We start from the raw sequence: 17,322 nt of genomic DNA, 5'->3' as shown, positions 1-17,322 counted from the left end.
GTCCAATATCCCCATTTGTGGAGGGCACTTTTGATGACCGAAAAAACGCCGGTGCGGATTGCCTTTGTCGATGATGACGAACATCTATTGTCATCACATCGGCGCAACTTTGCGCGCTTGCGGCCCCAATGGGGGGCGGTCTATTTCAATGATCCGATAACGGCACGCGATGCCATTGCCGCTGACCCGTCAATCGGGGCTGCTGTTCTGGATATCCATATGCCGGGCATGTCGGGGCTGGAACTGGCTGCGGAATTGCGCACCGTTCGCCATGATCTGCTGATTGTGATCCTGACCGGATATGCCGATTTGCAGTCGGCCTTGCTTGCCGTTAACGAGCTGGGGGTATTTCGGTTCTATCCCAAGCCGACCAATCTTCAGACCATTCTTGAAGGACTGGAAACAGAAATCGAAGCCCGTCAGGGACAGGCGGAAGATACCCTTCCCACCGATTTCCTTGATCTGTTCGAGCTTGGCGTGATTGCCGTTGATGCCGACCTTTCGATTTTGCATATGAACGCCCAGGCAGCCGAATTGATGCGCGGATCATCACTTGTTCATTCGGGCAGTCAGGGGCGCCTGATCATTGAACCCGTTCCGGAGGGGTTGGAAAGTTTCCTGAACCCGCCAGCAAAGATGGCGCCGCGCAAACATCAAAGCTATGCGATCGAACGTGACGGCGAAAAACTGTCTGTTCTGATCCGGCGTGTGCCCAAAAAGACCGATGGCAAATCAACCTTTATGGTGATCCTTGTTGATCCCGCACAGCAAAAGCCACCCGCGATTGACGATCTGATGGATCTGTTCGGTCTGACCCGGTCCGAGGCAAAACTGACCCAGAAACTGGCAGAAGGTCTTGCCCTTGATCAGGCAGCGGAACTTGTCGGCATCTCGCACAGTTCGGCCAGAACCTATTTGAAAACCATTTTTTCCAAGACCGGCGTCAACCGCCAGCCGCAATTGATGAAGACGGTCCTTTCATCAATACCGTCTTTGCGATAAGCGACGGGAAAACCAATAGAAACAACCCCCTACCAACCAAAGGCCATAATATATTTACTTGATCAGCGGCAAAATACATCTACCCTGAGTTATGTGAGCTGACATAACCATCCAGATGTGGGGGCATCGCGGTTGACCGGGGAAAATCACAAACCAGAAATCCTGTCCGACTTTTCCCGGGTGAATGCCGATCGCCATTACGGCCTCAAACGCCTTTGTGATCTGTTGATTTCATTGCTGGCGATCATCGTCTTGGCACCAGTGATGATTGTGATTTCCATAGTCCTGATCGGACTTGGATTCCACCACCCGATTTTCCGTCAGAAACGTGTCGGCAGACATGCAACGGTGTTCACCATTTTCAAATTCCGCACCTTGCGTGACCGGACCTGTCGGCGGTCATCAGGCCGGATTATCCGGCTTTCAGATCAATTCACCGGGTGGCTGCGCATAAGCGGGCTGGATGAATTGCCACAATTGATCAATGTGATACGCGGCGAGATGTCGCTGGTGGGACCGCGCCCGCACAGTGTCGCCGATCATGCCCTGTTTGCCGCATCCCTACCCGGCTATGACGCCCGCCTGGCCATGCGTCCGGGCATCACAGGATTGGCGCAAATTCGTGGGTGGCGGGGCCCGGTTGATTGCCATCATCATCTTCGGGCGCGCACGGGATGCGATCTGGATTATATCGCTGATCAAAATCCGCTGCGTGACGGGCTCATTCTGCTTGCAACCGTTCTTTTGCCGTTGCGCAGATCATCGACATCGCGACTGCCACCCCGTCAAGCGGACCATAAAGGGCAGAGGCCGGGACAGGGTCACGTTTTTCGTCATGACCAGCGGCTTGTTTGATGATCAGGCATTTCTGCACAATCACCCAAACAGTCGCCAGGACCGTCACCGGTCACGGCAAAGTCCCCGTCATGTTGTGTTGTGCGATATTCCTGACCGGGCTTTGGGCCCCAACGCGTTCTGTTGCCCAACCTGCCGCGTCATCCGGTCCGAAACACACCCGGTCACAAGATGCCCCCCATATGCGCCTTGGACGGTTTGTTCTGGCCCCGGAAATCACCAACCGCGCAACCCATGACGACAACATCTTTTTATCTGATGACAATGCGCAATCGGATGTCATCACCACGATCGCCCCGCGCCTTCATCTGAGCGGCGACTGGCCGTTCTTTCGTATGCATATGACGATCGGCGGGGAGCTTGGCTTTTTTGCCAAATCCGATCAGGACAATTATCAGGATGCCGAGGCCAAGGCCGCCGGAAGCATTGATCTTGGCCCGTCATCGGTTGATGGCGCAATCGAATGGCATCGTCAGCATGATCCGCGCGGAAGCAATGATGTCCCGACTGGCGCACGGGAACCCGTGATTTATCGCGATGTCCGCGCCCATATTGGCGGGCGATATGCCACCAGCAGCTTGCAATATGAATCGCGGTTGTCTTTGCGTCGTCTTGATTTCGAAGACAGTACCGCCATCAATGGCAATGCGATCCGCAATGACGATCGCGACCGCCTTGAAACCCGTGAAACCCTGCGCGCTGTGATGCCATTTGATCCGGGACGCGAAGCGTATGGCGAAATCACGCTTAATCAACGGCAATATGACAGAACCCCCGATGATAGCGGGCGGGTTCGCGATTCTGCCGGATACCAGATTTATGGTGGCCTGCGGTTTGATGTGACCGACCTGATCCGGGCGGATATTGCGGCCGGCTGGATGAGCCAAAGCTACGTCGATCCGGCATTTGGCAATATCAACGACTATACGCTGCGGGCCGATATCGACTGGTCCGTTACCCGGCTGACCAGCCTTTCATTTAACGCTGCGCGGGCGGTGCGCGAAACCACCGTCCAAGGTGCCAGCGGCATTCTGGCATTAGAAACCGGCATCGGAGTAACCCATGAATTGCTGCGCACGTTGCAGATCGGCGCCAATGCCCGTTATCGCAATGATGCCTTTCAACAAACCACACGCACCGACAGGGTACGTTCGATCGGCCTTGACCTTGATTATCAGCTGAATCGCTTTGCCAGGATCAACAGCACCGTTGGCCACGAAATTCGCCAATCAACCAGCAACGGCGAAGATTACGCCCGCCTGAAAAGCCAGATCAGCCTGAAGCTGGAGATGTAAATGACCGGCATTGTCACATCCGTCACAGCCAGAACCCGATTGCTTCCGATTGTGCTGATCATGTTTTTCGGGATCGTCGCACTTTCGCGTTCCGGAACTGCCCAAACCATCTATTCGCTTGATAGCGGCGATCTGGTCAGGGTCACGGTATTTGGTGAGCCGGACCTGTCGGGTGAATTCAGCATCGATGCACAGGGCAAACTGAACCTTGCACTGATCGGGCCGGTTTTTGTAAGGGGCATGACAACCAGCCAGGCTCGCACCGCCATTCATGACGCCTATCTCGACGGCTATTTGCGCCATCCCGATATTGCGGTCGATGTCGTTGCCTTTCGCCCGTTCTTCATCGTTGGCGAAGTCAATCAGCCCGGGTCATACAGCTTTGTCCCGGGCATGAATGTTTTAAATGCGATTGCGGTTGGCGGGGGCATGACCTATCGCGGGGACGAGGACGATATCGAAATCCTGCGCGGTAATGACACAGCGCGGGTTTCGATCCCGGCCAATCTGGCAACCATTGTCATGCCCGGGGACATCGTGCGGATCGCCGAACGGTATTTCTGATCCGCCCGCCGAATTCCATGCCGCTGCCGCGATTGTTCCTATGCCGCGGTTTCCATTGCTGATTTCGCGACAAAATGATGGGCTGCGATCTGTTGCAGGTCGGCAAGTTCCGGCTGGTAATCCAGCCCGTGAACCGGACTTGGAACTTCGCCGGTGATCAGGCTGAAATCCTGACGACGTTTGCGCGGATCGGGGATCGGGACTGCGGCCATCAGTTTTTTGGTATAGGGATGCTGCGGATTTTCAAAAACCGCCTGACGCGGCCCGATTTCAACAATCTGCCCCATATACATGACGGCTACCCGGTGGCTGATCTGTTCGACCACGGCCATATCGTGCGAAATAAACAGATATGAAAGCCCGCTTTCGGCCTGCAATTCCCCGAGAAGATCAAGAACCTGGGCCTGCACCGATACATCAAGTGCCGAAACCGATTCGTCGGCAATGATCACCTTGGGCGACAGGCTGAGCGCGCGCGCAATACAGATGCGCTGACGCTGACCGCCGGAAAATTCGTGCGGATGCCGTTTGGCTGCATCTGCTGGGAGTCCGACCCGCCTGAACAGATATTCGACCCGGTCATCAAGTTCCGACCCCGATGCCAGACCATGGATTACCAACGGTTCGGCCACCAGTTCCCCGACCGTCATGCGCGGATCAAGGGACGCATAGGGATCCTGAAAAATCATCTGGATATTGCGGCGAACTTCACGGGTCTGGATGCGGGAATTGGCATCGATCTCGCGCCCGTCAATCACCACTTCGCCCTGCCAGGGAATAAGGTTCATCAACGCCCGGCCGGTTGTCGATTTGCCACAGCCGCTTTCACCGACAATCGACAATGTTTCACCGGCAAAGATATCGAAACTGACCTGTTCGACCGCATGCACGCGTTTCTGCACGCGCTGCAAAAGACCGCCGCGAATATCGAAACGCACGGTAAGGTCCCTGACCGATACCAGGGGCTTGGCCAAACCGCGTTCAAGCGCCTTGCCATCACTGCTGGCCGGGCCTTCTGTGCCGGTCATGGCGCCAAGTCGCGGCACAGCGGCCAGAAGCCCGCGGGTATAGGGATCATCGGGTTTTTCAAACACATCGGTCACAGTGCCGCTTTCGACCACCTTGCCCTGGTTCATGACAATGACGCGGTCCGCCATTTCGGCAACAACCCCCATGTCATGGGTAATCAGAATGATCGCGGTTCCGGTTTCGCGTTGCAGATCGCGCATCAGTCCCAGAATCTGGGCCTGGATGGTGACATCAAGGGCCGTGGTCGGCTCATCCGCAATCAGAACATCGGGATTACAGGCAAGTGCCATGGCGATCATTACCCGCTGGCGCATGCCGCCCGACAATTCATGTGGATATTGCGAAAGCCGCTTTTCCGGCTCGGAAATGCGAACCTGTTTGAGTACCTCAAGCGCACGCGCCCGAACCCGGGATCCGGGCATCGGATTATGGGTTGAAATTGCTTCGCCCAACTGGCGTCCGATCGTCAGAACCGGATTAAGCGATGTCATCGGTTCCTGAAAGATCATCGCGATTTTATTGCCGCGAATGTCGCGCATGGCCCGTTCAGACAGGGTCACAAGATCGGTGCCGTTCAGGCGGATTTCCCCGCTGGCAACCCGTGCCATCGGTTCGGGCAGAAGCCCCATGATCGACAGTGACGTCATGGATTTACCACTGCCCGATTCCCCGGCAATACAAAGCGTCTCGCCACGGCAAAGGTCAAAGCTTAATCCATCGACAACGGTTTTCGGGCCGCTTGGTGTTGCCACCTGTGTCACCAGATCGCGTACTTCAAGGATCTTTTCCACCGCTTTACTGCCCTGTTCGATCATACTGCCAACCCTGAGAAAGTCTGTAATTTATTGATTTTAAAATCCGGGGCAGAACAATTCGATCGCTCCGCCCCGAAAAGCCGCCTTAGTCAAATACGATGCGCGGGAAATAGAACGAGACAACCCAGTTGGGCTGATCAACGATTTCACTGATGCGCAGATCCCCACAGACCGAACACAGCATATAGGCGTCGACCGCCGACATGCCCTGTGTCTTGCACAGCCAGTCCACCATGCGACGTACGGCATCACGCGCACCGGTCATAAGATCACTTCCGATCCCGGTTGTGCATTCATAGCCCTTGCTGTCGAGATGGCTGGTCACCGGACCCGGTGTGGTGAAATGCGGCGATTCAAGCTGCGCATTCTTGACCAGATCAAGGGTCACGGTTGCGTTCATCGGGCTTTCAATCGCCGTTCCGCAAACTTCGCCATCGCCCTGTGCGGCATGGGTATCGCCGATCGAAAACAGGCCACCGGCAACCTCGACCGGAAGATAAAGTGTAGTCCCTGCGGCAAGATCGCGAATATCAAGGTTGCCACCAACCCGCCTTGGCGGCACGACCGAATGCAGGCCCGGTTCAGCCAGTGCAAGGCCGATGGTACCGGCAAACGGTTTCAGCGGCACTTTGCCGTATTTGGAAAACAGCGACGGGGCCAGCGTATCGGGATCATATTTCCAGATATGCAGGGCCGGGTCTTCGAACTGATCGGCCAAAAGACCAAATCCCGGAATATTTGCCGTCCAGCCAAAGCCCGACGGTTTGAAACCTTCGATGGTGATTTTGACCGCGTCACCGGGTTCTGCCCCGTCAATAAAGACAGGACCGGACACCGGATTGATTTTGGAAAAATCCAGTGCGGTTACATCCGCAACCGTACTGTTTGCATTGAACTGGCCTGCGGCACTGTCGACGCATTCAAATTCAATGGTGGTACCGGGCGCGACCGTCAATGCGGGCGGAATCGAATGATCCCACCCGTGATGACAGTGCGCGGAGTGGATCGTGTAATCCGCACATTTGCACATGTTTATTTCACCGCAATGTAGTCATAGTGAACAGGAATGTGGACCGGATCGACGAGGATCGCGTCATCGGCCACAAGGCGCGGCGAACGAATGGTGTAACGCTGTTCATTGAACACCGGTACCCACGGTGCGTCGGCCATGACTTTGGTAAAGATGTCGCGCCACATATCAATGCGGGTATCGGCCTGGGACGGATCGGCAAGCGCATCGGCCTTTGATGCTTCGGCATCAAGTTCCTCGTTGCAATACCACGACCAGTTCCAGCCACCCGGCACCGCACCGCCACAACCCAGAATCGGGCCATAGAAGTTCGACGGATCCGGGAAGTCCGCAATCCAGGCCATGCCACCCGACCAGATCATCGGGGCCTGATCGGCTTCACCACCAGCGGCAATCACGTTTGCCTGTGCCAGCGACTTGATTTCGACTTTCATGCCGATTGCCGAAAGATCCTGCTGGATGGCCTGGGCGATACGCGGCTGCGGATCGGTGTTGGCAACAAACAGGGTGGTTTCAACGCCATCAGCAAAACCGGCTTCGGCCAGAAGGGACTTGGCCTTTTCCGGATCAAAGGCATAGCCCTTGTAATCGGTATTGTAACCGGGCATCAGCGGCGGCAATGGCTGGTTGGCCGGAACGGCACGACCATTGATTACGCGAACGATACGATCCTTGTTGACCGCCATGTTGACGGCCTGACGGACCTTGACATTGTCGAATGGCGGAATGTTGGTATTCAGGGTGATATAGCCGGTATGAAGCTGTTCACCCGATACAACCAGATCCTTGTATTCCGGGTCATTCATGACTTCGAGGAACTTTGCCGGCGGAATGCCGTCACCGGCAATGTCAACTTCGCCACGCTGCAAGCGCAGAAGTGCGACCACCGGTTCCTGACCGACTTCGACCGTAATGGTATCAAGCTTCGGGATACCCGCAATGTGATAGTCCGGGTTGGCCTTGAAAATCAGATGCTGGCCAAGGGTCCAGTCTTCAAGGGCAAAGGCGCCAGTACCAACCGGATGTTTGCCGAAATCCTGACCCCATTTTTCGACTTCTTCCTTGGGCACGATATGCGCAAAGTTAAGCGCCATTTTATGCAGGAAGGCCGCATCAGGCTGGCTCAGTGTGAATTTGACGGTGTAATCATCGACAACTTCAACACCCGAAAGGCTTTCGGTTTCACCCGCGGATTCTTCGGCAAAGCCCTTGATGGTTTCAAAGAAACCGGCACCCGGGCTTTGGGTTTTCGGATTTACAACGCGTTCAAGGGTGTATTTGACATCAGATGCCTTGAATTCGCGGCCATTGTGAAATTTGACCCCTTTGCGCAGCGTAAAGGTATAGGTCAGACCATCATCAGAAACCGTATAGCCGGTTGCCAGATCAGGCTTGAGCGTCGTGGTGCCCGGCTCGTAATCCATCAGGCCGTCAAACAGGCTTTTGATCATCGACCAGTTCTGCCAGTCATAGCCAATCGCCGGATCAAGGGTCGAAACATCGTCCTTGTAGGTCACGGTGATGTTGCCTTCGCCAGCAGCGGCGTTGTGCGCCGTCGTCATGCCGGCACCGGTAATCAGTGCTGCCAGTGCAACACCTTTCAGTGCTTTGCTAAACATTGTTGATATTCTCCCTGTGAATATAAACTTCCATAAGTTTCCTTCCTGATTTTGCTGCGTCTTTTGGTCTTGCATCAGCGCAGCTTGATGCGCGGGTCGATGAACGGCGCCACCAAATCCGCCAATAGATTGCCCAGCACGATGGCGCAGGCCGACACCAGCGTCACACCCATGATGATCGGAATGTCGACCCGCTGAATGGCCTGCCAGGCCAGCTGACCGATGCCAGGCCAGCCGAATACGGACTCGACAACGACAATGCCGCTCATGAACATGCCGATATCGATGCCAATCATTGCGATGATCGGCAAAAGCGCGTTGGGGAATGCATGAACAAAGAATACCCGGGCACGTCCAAGGCCCTTGGCGCGCGCGGTGCGCACGTAATCCTGACGCAGAACATCAAGCATTGATGACCGCATCATGCGCGAATACCACCCCGCCCCGAGGAACCCCATCGAGACCGATGGCAACACCAGATGCGCAAACGTGCCGTACCCGCCAATCGGGAACCAGCCGAGCACCACCGCAAACAGATACAGCATCAGAATGCCGACCACGAATTGCGGTGCCGATACCCCGACAAAGGATGCCACCATCAGACCGCGATCAAGCGGTGTATTGCGCTTGATCGCCCCGATTGCACCGGCCGTCAGCCCGAACAGAAGTTCACAGAAAATCGCACCGGCCATCAGCAAAAGGGTCGCTGGAAGACGGGCCGCAATCAGTTCACCAACCTCGGTCTTTTGCAGATAGGACCGACCGAAATCACCGGTCAGAAGATTGCCCAGATAGCGCAGATATTGCTCATAGAATGGCAGGTTAAGGCCAAGCTGCTCGCGGATATTGGCAACCGTTTCCGCGGTTGCCGAACGCCCGGCAATCTGGCGCGCCGGATCGGCCGGCAGCATGTAAAGCAACGCATAGGTCACGATACTGACGCCCAGAAGGATCAGGATGGCCTGGACAAGACGGCGAAGAATATAGGCAATCATCAGTGGCGCCCCTTCTGAGTCGGATCAAGAATGTCACGAAGGGCGTCACCCACCAGATTGAAGGCCAGTGCCAGAAGAATGATCGCAATACCCGGGAAGAACACCAGCCACGGGGCCGAGGTAAAATAAGTCTGGTTTTCAAAGATGATGTTGCCCCAGCTTGGCGTTGGCGGCTGCACCCCGACACCAAGATAGGAAAGGGTCGCTTCAAGCAGCACCGTGGTCGCAATTCCAAGGGTTGCCCACACCACCATGGTCGACAACAGATGCGGCAACATATGTTTGAAAAGAATACGGAACCGGCTGGCCCCGATGCCCCATTCGGCCTCGATGAATTCGCGCTCGGACAGGGACCGGGTTTCGGTATAGATCACGCGTGCAACCTGGACCCAGTTGACCATGGCAATCACCATCGCAACAATCCACAGGCTGGGTTTGAAAATTGCCGCCAGCACAATCGCCAGCAACAGGGCGGGAAACGCCATCATCAGATCGGTTGCCCGCATCAGGATGGTTCCGATCCAGCCCCGGAAAAACCCGGCCGTGACACCTACAAGGGCACCGATCAGGACCGCGGCCCCGTTTGCGACAATCCCGATGATCAGCGATGTCTGTGCCCCATACATCAGACGGGACAGCAAATCACGGCCCAGCAAATCGGTTCCCAGCAAGAACTGCCCGCCGGGCGGCATCGGCGCGCCTTCGATGGTCAGGCCGTCAAACATCTGGTTTTGCGGATCATATGGCGCGATCCACGGCGCAAGCAGGGCTGAACCCGCGATCACCACGATGATAATCAGCCCCAGAAGCGCCAGTTTTCTTTTGGCCAGTTCGGCAAGAACAAGCATACCCACCCTGTCTCGTTAGTTCGTGACAATCGGTGCACCGTCGCCCGAACCGGTCCGGCCCGACGCAACGATTGCCGCGCAATAGTCTTCGATCGTTTGTTGTTTTTTCATCGCTTCGGCGCGGATCGCCTTAAGGGCGCCGTGCTCGTCGATATTGTGGCTGAGCATCACGGTCATCAGCACCTTGGCCACGACCGGACGCAGTTTCAGCCGCCTGCGCAATTCACAAATCTCAGCCCGCAATTTCTGTTGCTGTTCAAAGGCATGAACCGCCAGAACCGCCGCACTGAAAACACCGGCTGTTGAAACCGGCTTTTGCAAATGGGCCCCGCTTTGACGGCTAAGAACCCATTCAAGACGCCCCGGTGCTTCCGACCCGATCAGGGCGACACTTGGCATCGGGGTCTGATCGGGCGTCCAGGGGAACTGTTCATCCATCCCCATATCGGCATCGAAAAACAGGATATCGGCCGCCTTCAGATTGGCATCATCGCCGCGCGGCAATTCCGGCCAATAGCGGTCAACCGTCATCCCGAGACGTTCCAGATGGCGCAATAACGGATCGATCGCCGCACTTGGACGGTGCAGGACCCAGACATGCCAACCTCGGAAGTTCGGAATACGATTGGTGCGTTTCATCAGCTGACCACCCGCAAATTGCCTGCACCGGGTTTGCCGACCTTGCGCCGGAAATCATCGGCATCAAAATGCACAAGATAGGGATCGGGCACGACCGCATGATCCGCGCGCGACACGATCTTGAACCAGCCCGCTTCGCCGATCTCGCCAATCAGCGGAGTCAGGGCGGCATGATTGTTGGTTGCATCGATCTGAACCATGCCAAACGGTGTCTGTACCGGCTTGCGCATCAGGTGATGGCGCACCGCAGGAACATCATCATTCCCGGCCCGCCGGATCGACTGGGCCAGCATTTTGACCGTGGCATATCCCTGGGCGACAAAGGCCGACGGAATACGATCAGCCCCGGCAAATTCATGGAATCTGGCCAGCCATTCGGTGTTTTCGGCATCGGTCTGGTTGGCGAAATAGATCGCTGTACTCAGATGCCCGATCCCCGCTTCGCCAAGCTGGCCCAACTCGCATTCCGTCAGATTGCAACTGACGATCGGGCGTTTGGCAGCGGCAAATTCCGGATCTTCCTGACCCAGTTTCTGATAGGCGCGAAACAGCGCATAGCTTGAATTGCCAATCAGGTTATTAAGGATGAAGTCGGGCTTCTTGGCCTTGATATCTTCGATGATGTGGTCGACATCGACACTGTCGATCGGCAGGTACTTTTCGCCGAGCACTTCACCATTGCAGGCCTGAATCAGTTCGCGCCCGATGCGGTTGGTTTCCCAGCCCCAGATATAGTTCGACCCGGTCAGATAGACCCGCCGCCCGAATTTCGGAACAACATGTTCAAACAGCGGCAGGATATGCTGATTGGGATTGGCCCCGGTATAGATGACATTTTCGCTGCATTCGAAGCCTTCATACGGGCACGGATACCACAGCAAGGCGTCAAATTTTTCGACAGTGGGCAGCACTTCCTTGCGCGCCAGTGACGTGATGGTGCCGATGATATGTTTGCACCCGTCGCGCCGGATCAGACTGTCGCAAAATTCGGTATAACGTTCAGGCACACCGGCCGGATCGCGAAATTCCGGCACCAGGCGAAATGCAAAGGCAGAGTCGTTATTAACCTCGTCCAGGGCCATGCGCGCGCCATCATAAAGATCCTGCGCGATGGTCCGGTACGGTCCGGTCACGGAATACAGAAAGCCGACCCGGTAAACCGGGTTGGAATGCGTCTCGCCCAAAACTAAAAGCCCCTAAAACAAAAAAAACCCGCGCTTCTTTGCAGTGCAAAGAAACAGCAGGCCTTGATTGGCATGCGGCGATTTGTTGCCGCTATTTGATAAATTCCGCCCCGAAGGACAACATAACGGTAACAATAATTTCCAACTTGTCAAACGGGAGTTTCAGTTTTTGCAAATCTAATGCTGCAATGCCGCATTCCCGCAGAACATCATGCTGTGCCCGTGCTGGCAAAAAAGCCAGCTTTTAGAACCGTTAAACCCGATGTTCGATTTTCCGCCAATTGATCGCGCTGACACCTTTACCTTGGCCCTGAATTCGTGATGAAATCGCGTTTGCGCATCCACCGCGCCAAAAATGAACAACGCAAATCACGTATTTTGCCCCACCATACGGAGTTCTTCATACATGTCCGGGAAAACGGAAAATCGCCAACAGCGTCACGGCGGTCGTATTCTGGTTGATCAATTGGCCCTGCATGGCGCGGAACGCGTCTTTCTGGTGCCTGGCGAAAGCTATCTGGCGGTTCTGGATGGTCTGGTGGATCATCCCGCCATTGATCCCGTCATCTGCCGTCAGGAAGGCGGTGCCGCCATCATGGCAGAGGCCTATGGCAAACTGACCGGAAAACCCGGCATCTGCATGGTCACGCGCGGCCCCGGTGCCACCAATGCATCGGCGGGCGTGCATGTCGCCCATCAGGACAGCACACCGATGATCCTGCTGGTCGGGCAGATCGGGCGTGACATGGTCGATCGCGAAGCGTTCCAGGAAGTCGATTATCGCAAGATGTTCGAACCGCTTGCCAAATGGGTCGGCCAGATTGATGACATCAACCGCATCCCGGAATATATCAGCCACGCCTATCACATCGCGACATCGGGTCGCCCCGGCCCGGTTGTTCTGGCCCTGCCCGAAGACATGCTGTCTTCAAGTGCCGATGTCGCGGACGCCAAACCCTATGTCCCGATCGAGGCCAAAACCGCCCCCGAAGATGTCGCGCGTTTCCGCGATGCCCTGTCAAAGGCCAAACAGCCGATCATGATCGTTGGAGGTGGCGGCTGGACCCGTGAGGCGACTGAAAACCTTAAATCGTTTGCACTTCGTAACAATGTTGCGATCGCGACGTCTTTCCGCTGTCAGGACTATATCCCCAACACGCACAGCCATTTTGTCGGCGATGTCGGCATCGGGATTAATCCCAAACTGGCCGAATTTATCCGCGACAGCGATCTGGTGATTTTGGTCGGGTCGCGCATGGGGGAAATGACCAGCAGCGGCTATAGCCTGCTTGATATCCCCTGTCCGAAACAGAAACTGGTCCATGTCTATGCCGGACCCGATGAACTGGGCCGGGTTTACCGCCCCGATATCGCGATCAATGCATCCCAACGATCCTTCCTGCGTGCCATCGCCATGATGGAGCCGGTTGACGGATCGGCACGCGATGAGATGATTGAAACCGCACACGCCCATTACATCGCCTTTTCCACCCCGCTTGATACGCCGGGCGACGTAAAAATGGCCCATGTGGTTGCCGAACTTCGCGAAAAACTGCCCGATAATGCCATTGTTACCAACGGGGCTGGCAATTACGCCGCCTTCCTGCACCGGTTCTTCCGTTATCGCGAGTATCGCACCGAACTGGCGCCAACGTCGGGCTCAATGGGCTATGGCCTTCCGGCATCGGTATCGGCCAAGCTTGCCCATCCGGATCGCACTGTTGTCTGCCTTGCCGGTGACGGATGCTTTTTGATGCATGGACAGGAATTTGCCACCGCCGTGCAATACGGGGCCAATATCATCACGATTGTGGTCAATAACGGCATGTTCGGCACCATCCGCATGCATCAGGAACGCAACTATCCGGGTCGAGTTTCGGGCACCGAACTGCATAATCCGGATTTCGCGGCCTACGCCGTTGCCTTTGGCGGACACGGCGAAACCGTCACACGGACCGAGGATTTCGGTCCGGCCTTTGACCGCGCGGTGGCCAGTGGCAAACCCGCCATCATCGAGGTCCAGGTCGACCCGCAGGCCCTGACCCCGATCAAGACCCTTGATCAGATCCGGTCCGGTTCGTAATCGAAACGAAAATATGAATTGTTGAAAAACAGGCGGGATCAGCGTTTGGGAATGCTGATCTCGCCATTTTCAAGCCCGGTCTTCCGGGCATCGACCGCAACGGCCAACTTTTCATCAATCACATGCAGATAGGCCGTCCAGTCGGAAAGCTTCTTAAGCTCTTCCTTGCCATCTGAAATGCCGCGAAGCCCGATCAGCGGCACATCAAACTTGTGACATGCCCGCAGGATGGCAAAGCTTTCCATATCGACCATATCGGCATCAATCACATCGTAGGCCGCACCCGAAACCACATTGGCCCCGGTCGAAAGACGCGCTTCGGGGATACCCGGGATGCGCAACTCCATCGGAATTTCGGCCGGGAAATCCACAAACGGCGTGCAGCCCTTTTCAAACCCCAGAACCGACGCATCCATATCGCGGTAAGACACGGAAATCGCCTGATAAACCTCGGCCTGCTCCAATGTCCGCGACCCGGCCGAGCCCAGCGTCACAACAAGATCGGGCAAATCATCGGTAAGCTTAAGCTCGGTCAAAGCCGCGGTCAGATTAATCGCAGCCTCCACCGGCCCAACCCCGATCATCAGCGGCGTAAAACGTGCCTTCAGATAGTCGCCATATTCCGCCGGTGCGGCCATACAAAACAGCATATTGTAACTGAGGAAATTACAAAGGTTTTTACTCATGATCCACCACTTTATAGATGTATCTATTTCTTCGATTAAAACGTCTAGGCAGGGCGAAGTTTGACAAAAACCCTACAATTAGATTAAATATCTGATCTTAATAACTACCTTTGAATCAAAACAACGACATCAAAGGAGATTTTCTCGCATCTACAAATTCGGGTGAAATCGTTCAAATTTCAGTCCAAAAGCCGTTTGCATCATTTGAAGTGTTCGCCTATAAATTCTCGGATATAGTGTCGCAAATCATCGTATTTTCTTGAAGTAGATTTTGATTCAAAAGGTCAAAAATTTCTTCTGGTTAACATTGTTCTTGGAGTTTGAAAGGATAATATCATGCTTTCTATCTCGATGCAGGGCCTGCACAATATAGTTCGAATGAAACTTTTGCATTTGCACAAAGGGAACAACGAGGCCCTCGGAACTCGCAGAACCCAACAATTTGCAAAATGGTTCAATGGATTACTTGTTAGCCGTTCAGAAAAACAAAAGAGAACAGAGAATATACCTGTTGCTTCACAACACCAACTACAGGTCGTATCAAACCTTACATCAGAGGGGTGGTCTACTGATATCGATCTTTCGGAAATATCCGGTCCTTTAGTATCTATTTGTTCGAAAATTTCAGACAATAGAGCCGAATTACTTGCAAGCAAGAAGACCGGGAAAAGATTTATGCAAAACTTGCTAACAGATACAGATTTTGAAGAACACCCGGAACTTTTAGAATTTGTTCTCTCAGAAGAAGTTCTTAGCATTGCATCAAACTATATGGGGTTTGTTCCAGTCTTATCGTCATGCAAACTGTTAATCAGCGGCCCAGACCCTGAAGGCTCTAAAGAACTAAAATCCAGCCAACTGCTACATTGCGACACAGCAGACACACCATTTAATCACTTAAAACTAATAGTGCATATAAATGATATTGGACTGGATAATGGTCCATTCTCGTTCTTGGACGCCAGAAGTTCAAGCCAATTAAGCCAAGCTATAGACTATGCGGAAAAAGGAGTAGATTATCGCGTACCCGATGAACTGGCGTACCGCCATATTGATTCTGAGAACCTACTGAAATCCGTTGGCCCATCCAGCCACACCATGTTTATTGATACTTCACGCTGCTTCCATCAGGGTAGCAGAAACATCAAAAACCCTAGAATACTTTTAATGGTTCAATTCGTGTCCCCTTCACATGCAGCTTTTATAAAGCTACAGGACTTTAAGATTAGAGATTTGAGCAAGTTTTCTGAAATCCAATGCCTAGCACTAAGAAAGAATACAATGACCACTGACAAACAACAAAACACCGACAGTCGAGACCTACTCAATACGGCACTAGGAGAAATTGCGCCTCACTCAGAAGGCGAACGCTATTCTGAGTACTATGAGCGACGAATGGATGTTTACGCTGAAACCGTTCCCGGGACATTTCACGATGTAGAAAGAACATTTCAACTAGATTATTTAAAAAGAAAAGGACTTATGCCAAACAATTCCCTTTTCGACTATGGTTGTGGGCCATTGGGTGCAGGCATACACTTCATAGAGTACCTCGAAAACAATAATTACGTCGGCGCGGACATCTCTAGCAAGTTTTTGAAACTTGGGATGAAAAAACTGGATGAACTCCGCCTTTCATCCAAGAATGTTGAATTACACCATTGCTCCGCTGGCGATCTATCTGCACTACCTGATCGAAAGTTTGATTATATTTGGGCTCAATCTGTATTGACCCATATGCCAGCAGAAGATGTTGAGTATCTTTATTCACAGATCTCTCGGTTTATGCATTCAGAAACAGTATTTTTCGCATCCATCAATTTCCTAACGGACGAGTATGAAGAACGTGATGTGATTCGAGAAAATATTAAGAACTGGATTTTCTCTAAATCCTATTTCGAGAATCTTGGAAAAAAATTGGGGTTCGATATGGAAATACTGGAGGACTTTCATCATCCTGATGAGCTAATAAAAGCCAATCGAAAGCTCGCAATCGTTCGTTGCAAACTCTCAGCTCAATAAAGTGTTTCCATATCCAGTATCCAGAGGATCAACCGAATGCTCCGCCCCTCAGTGGTTCCTCTGGTGGAGCTTCGTCTTGCCTCTACTTTTATTAACACGCAAATAGAGCTTCGTGGTTTTTTCGAAATAGAGCACAGGCTCATTGGTCAGACCATCTCGCGTCTTAAAAATTAAAATTTTAGCCTCTGGCACCTCGCCTAGCTCGCTCCAACCCAGATAATCCCAATAGATCTCTAACCAGTTTGAGATCGTCGAAGAGCGCTTTAGAGCCACTTTAGGGCATAGGTCTAAACGTCAGAACGATGCGCTTAGGCCTATATTTTGCTTCTAGGCCCGCAGGAACACAGCGAAAGAAGCAGAAAACACCCCTCTTTCGAGAGGTATAGGCCGGCTTTTTGGTCTCCAGTTCGGTCTACCATCATGACGAATGAAAACGTGTACGAAAAATCACACAGACAATTCAATAAGCTAGGTGGAAACCATTGGGAGGAAATTGGCGCACCCGACAGGATTCGAACCTGTGGCCTTTGCCTTCGGAGGGCAACGCTCTATCCAGCTGAGCTACGGGTGCGCAATATAGGGGCCACAACTGGATCAAGTGGCCCGAGTGCGATGGGTGATACAGGTTTTGACCCGAACGGGCAAGGGTTTTTGAC

At 53.7% G+C, this 17,322-nt stretch carries 14 protein-coding genes and 1 tRNA gene; 6 read left to right on the top strand and 9 right to left on the bottom strand.

The window, feature by feature from the left end:
* Positions 1-33: 33 nt before the first annotated feature.
* The 4 genes from M9H61_RS14740 (at position 34) to M9H61_RS14725 (ending at position 3,716) form a co-directional block, all read left to right on the top strand.
* A complete protein-coding gene (locus tag M9H61_RS14740) occupies positions 34-1,002 on the top strand; it encodes a response regulator (protein ID WP_101246592.1) in 969 nt (322 codons plus the stop codon).
* Between the two features lie 132 nt (positions 1,003-1,134).
* Positions 1,135-1,857 carry a sugar transferase gene (locus M9H61_RS14735; protein WP_250281284.1) on the top strand — a complete coding sequence of 241 codons (723 nt, stop codon included), beginning with the start codon at positions 1,135-1,137 and terminating at the stop codon, positions 1,855-1,857.
* Between the two features lie 182 nt (positions 1,858-2,039).
* Positions 2,040-3,152 (top strand): outer membrane beta-barrel protein, encoded by a 1,113-nt coding sequence (locus M9H61_RS14730; RefSeq protein ID WP_250281282.1) that lies wholly within the window; start codon positions 2,040-2,042, stop codon positions 3,150-3,152.
* Entirely contained in the window at positions 3,153-3,716 is a 564-nt protein-coding gene (locus M9H61_RS14725) for a polysaccharide biosynthesis/export family protein (RefSeq protein ID WP_250281280.1), read from the top strand.
* A gap of 38 nt (positions 3,717-3,754) precedes the next feature.
* Here M9H61_RS14725 and M9H61_RS14720 read toward each other — a convergent pair whose 3' ends face one another.
* The 7 genes from M9H61_RS14720 to M9H61_RS14690 all read right to left on the bottom strand — a co-directional run bounded on the left by M9H61_RS14720 (position 3,755) and on the right by M9H61_RS14690 (position 11,875).
* The gene (locus M9H61_RS14720; protein WP_250281279.1) at positions 3,755-5,560 is read right to left on the bottom strand and encodes an ABC transporter ATP-binding protein; all 1,806 of its coding nucleotides are present in this window, start codon (positions 5,558-5,560) and stop codon (positions 3,755-3,757) included.
* 85 nt (positions 5,561-5,645) lie between these two features.
* Positions 5,646-6,515: an acetamidase/formamidase family protein gene (locus tag M9H61_RS14715; protein WP_250281277.1), complete on the bottom strand. Its 870-nt coding sequence runs from the start codon at positions 6,513-6,515 to the stop codon at positions 5,646-5,648.
* A 77-nt stretch (positions 6,516-6,592) separates the two neighbouring features.
* On the bottom strand, positions 6,593-8,209 hold the full coding sequence (locus M9H61_RS14710) for an ABC transporter substrate-binding protein (protein WP_250281275.1): 1,617 nt from the start codon (positions 8,207-8,209) through the stop codon (positions 6,593-6,595).
* 74 nt (positions 8,210-8,283) lie between these two features.
* Complete coding sequence (locus tag M9H61_RS14705; protein ID WP_101246599.1) at positions 8,284-9,204, bottom strand: ABC transporter permease; 921 nt, start codon at positions 9,202-9,204, stop codon at positions 8,284-8,286.
* Positions 9,204-10,052 (bottom strand): ABC transporter permease, encoded by an 849-nt coding sequence (locus M9H61_RS14700; protein WP_101246600.1) that lies wholly within the window; start codon positions 10,050-10,052, stop codon positions 9,204-9,206. Before M9H61_RS14700 ends, M9H61_RS14705 begins: the two co-directional genes overlap by 1 nt.
* Positions 10,053-10,067: 15 nt before the next feature.
* Positions 10,068-10,691 carry an ANTAR domain-containing response regulator gene (locus tag M9H61_RS14695; protein ID WP_250281272.1) on the bottom strand — a complete coding sequence of 208 codons (624 nt, stop codon included), beginning with the start codon at positions 10,689-10,691 and terminating at the stop codon, positions 10,068-10,070.
* Entirely contained in the window at positions 10,691-11,875 is a 1,185-nt protein-coding gene (locus tag M9H61_RS14690; protein ID WP_101246602.1) for a transporter substrate-binding domain-containing protein, read from the bottom strand. The genes M9H61_RS14695 and M9H61_RS14690 overlap by 1 nt, the downstream gene beginning before the upstream one ends.
* A gap of 406 nt (positions 11,876-12,281) precedes the next feature.
* Here M9H61_RS14690 and M9H61_RS14685 point away from each other — a divergent pair, with 406 nt between their 5' ends.
* Entirely contained in the window at positions 12,282-13,958 is a 1,677-nt protein-coding gene (locus tag M9H61_RS14685) for a thiamine pyrophosphate-binding protein (protein ID WP_250281271.1), read from the top strand.
* Between the two features lie 38 nt (positions 13,959-13,996).
* On the opposite strand, the gene M9H61_RS14680 is transcribed toward M9H61_RS14685, so the two are convergent.
* Positions 13,997-14,644, bottom strand: a complete 648-nt coding sequence (locus tag M9H61_RS14680; RefSeq protein WP_250281269.1) for a 5'-methylthioadenosine/S-adenosylhomocysteine nucleosidase — start codon at positions 14,642-14,644, stop codon at positions 13,997-13,999.
* Positions 14,645-14,980: 336 nt separating this feature from the next.
* Between M9H61_RS14680 and M9H61_RS14675 the strand changes: the two genes are divergently transcribed.
* The gene (locus M9H61_RS14675; RefSeq protein WP_250281266.1) at positions 14,981-16,666 is read left to right on the top strand and encodes a class I SAM-dependent methyltransferase; all 1,686 of its coding nucleotides are present in this window, start codon (positions 14,981-14,983) and stop codon (positions 16,664-16,666) included.
* A gap of 494 nt (positions 16,667-17,160) precedes the next feature.
* Here the strand turns inward: M9H61_RS14675 and M9H61_RS14670 are convergent.
* A tRNA-Arg gene (locus M9H61_RS14670) sits at positions 17,161-17,237 on the bottom strand.
* Between the last annotated feature and the right edge of the window lie 85 nt (positions 17,238-17,322).

Source organism: Thalassospira sp. GO-4 (assembly GCF_023588965.1).
Classification (GTDB): Bacteria; Pseudomonadota; Alphaproteobacteria; order Rhodospirillales; family Thalassospiraceae; genus Thalassospira; species Thalassospira povalilytica.
Note: the sequence above shows the minus strand (reverse complement) of the source record. Positions and strands in the feature narration are given on the sequence as shown.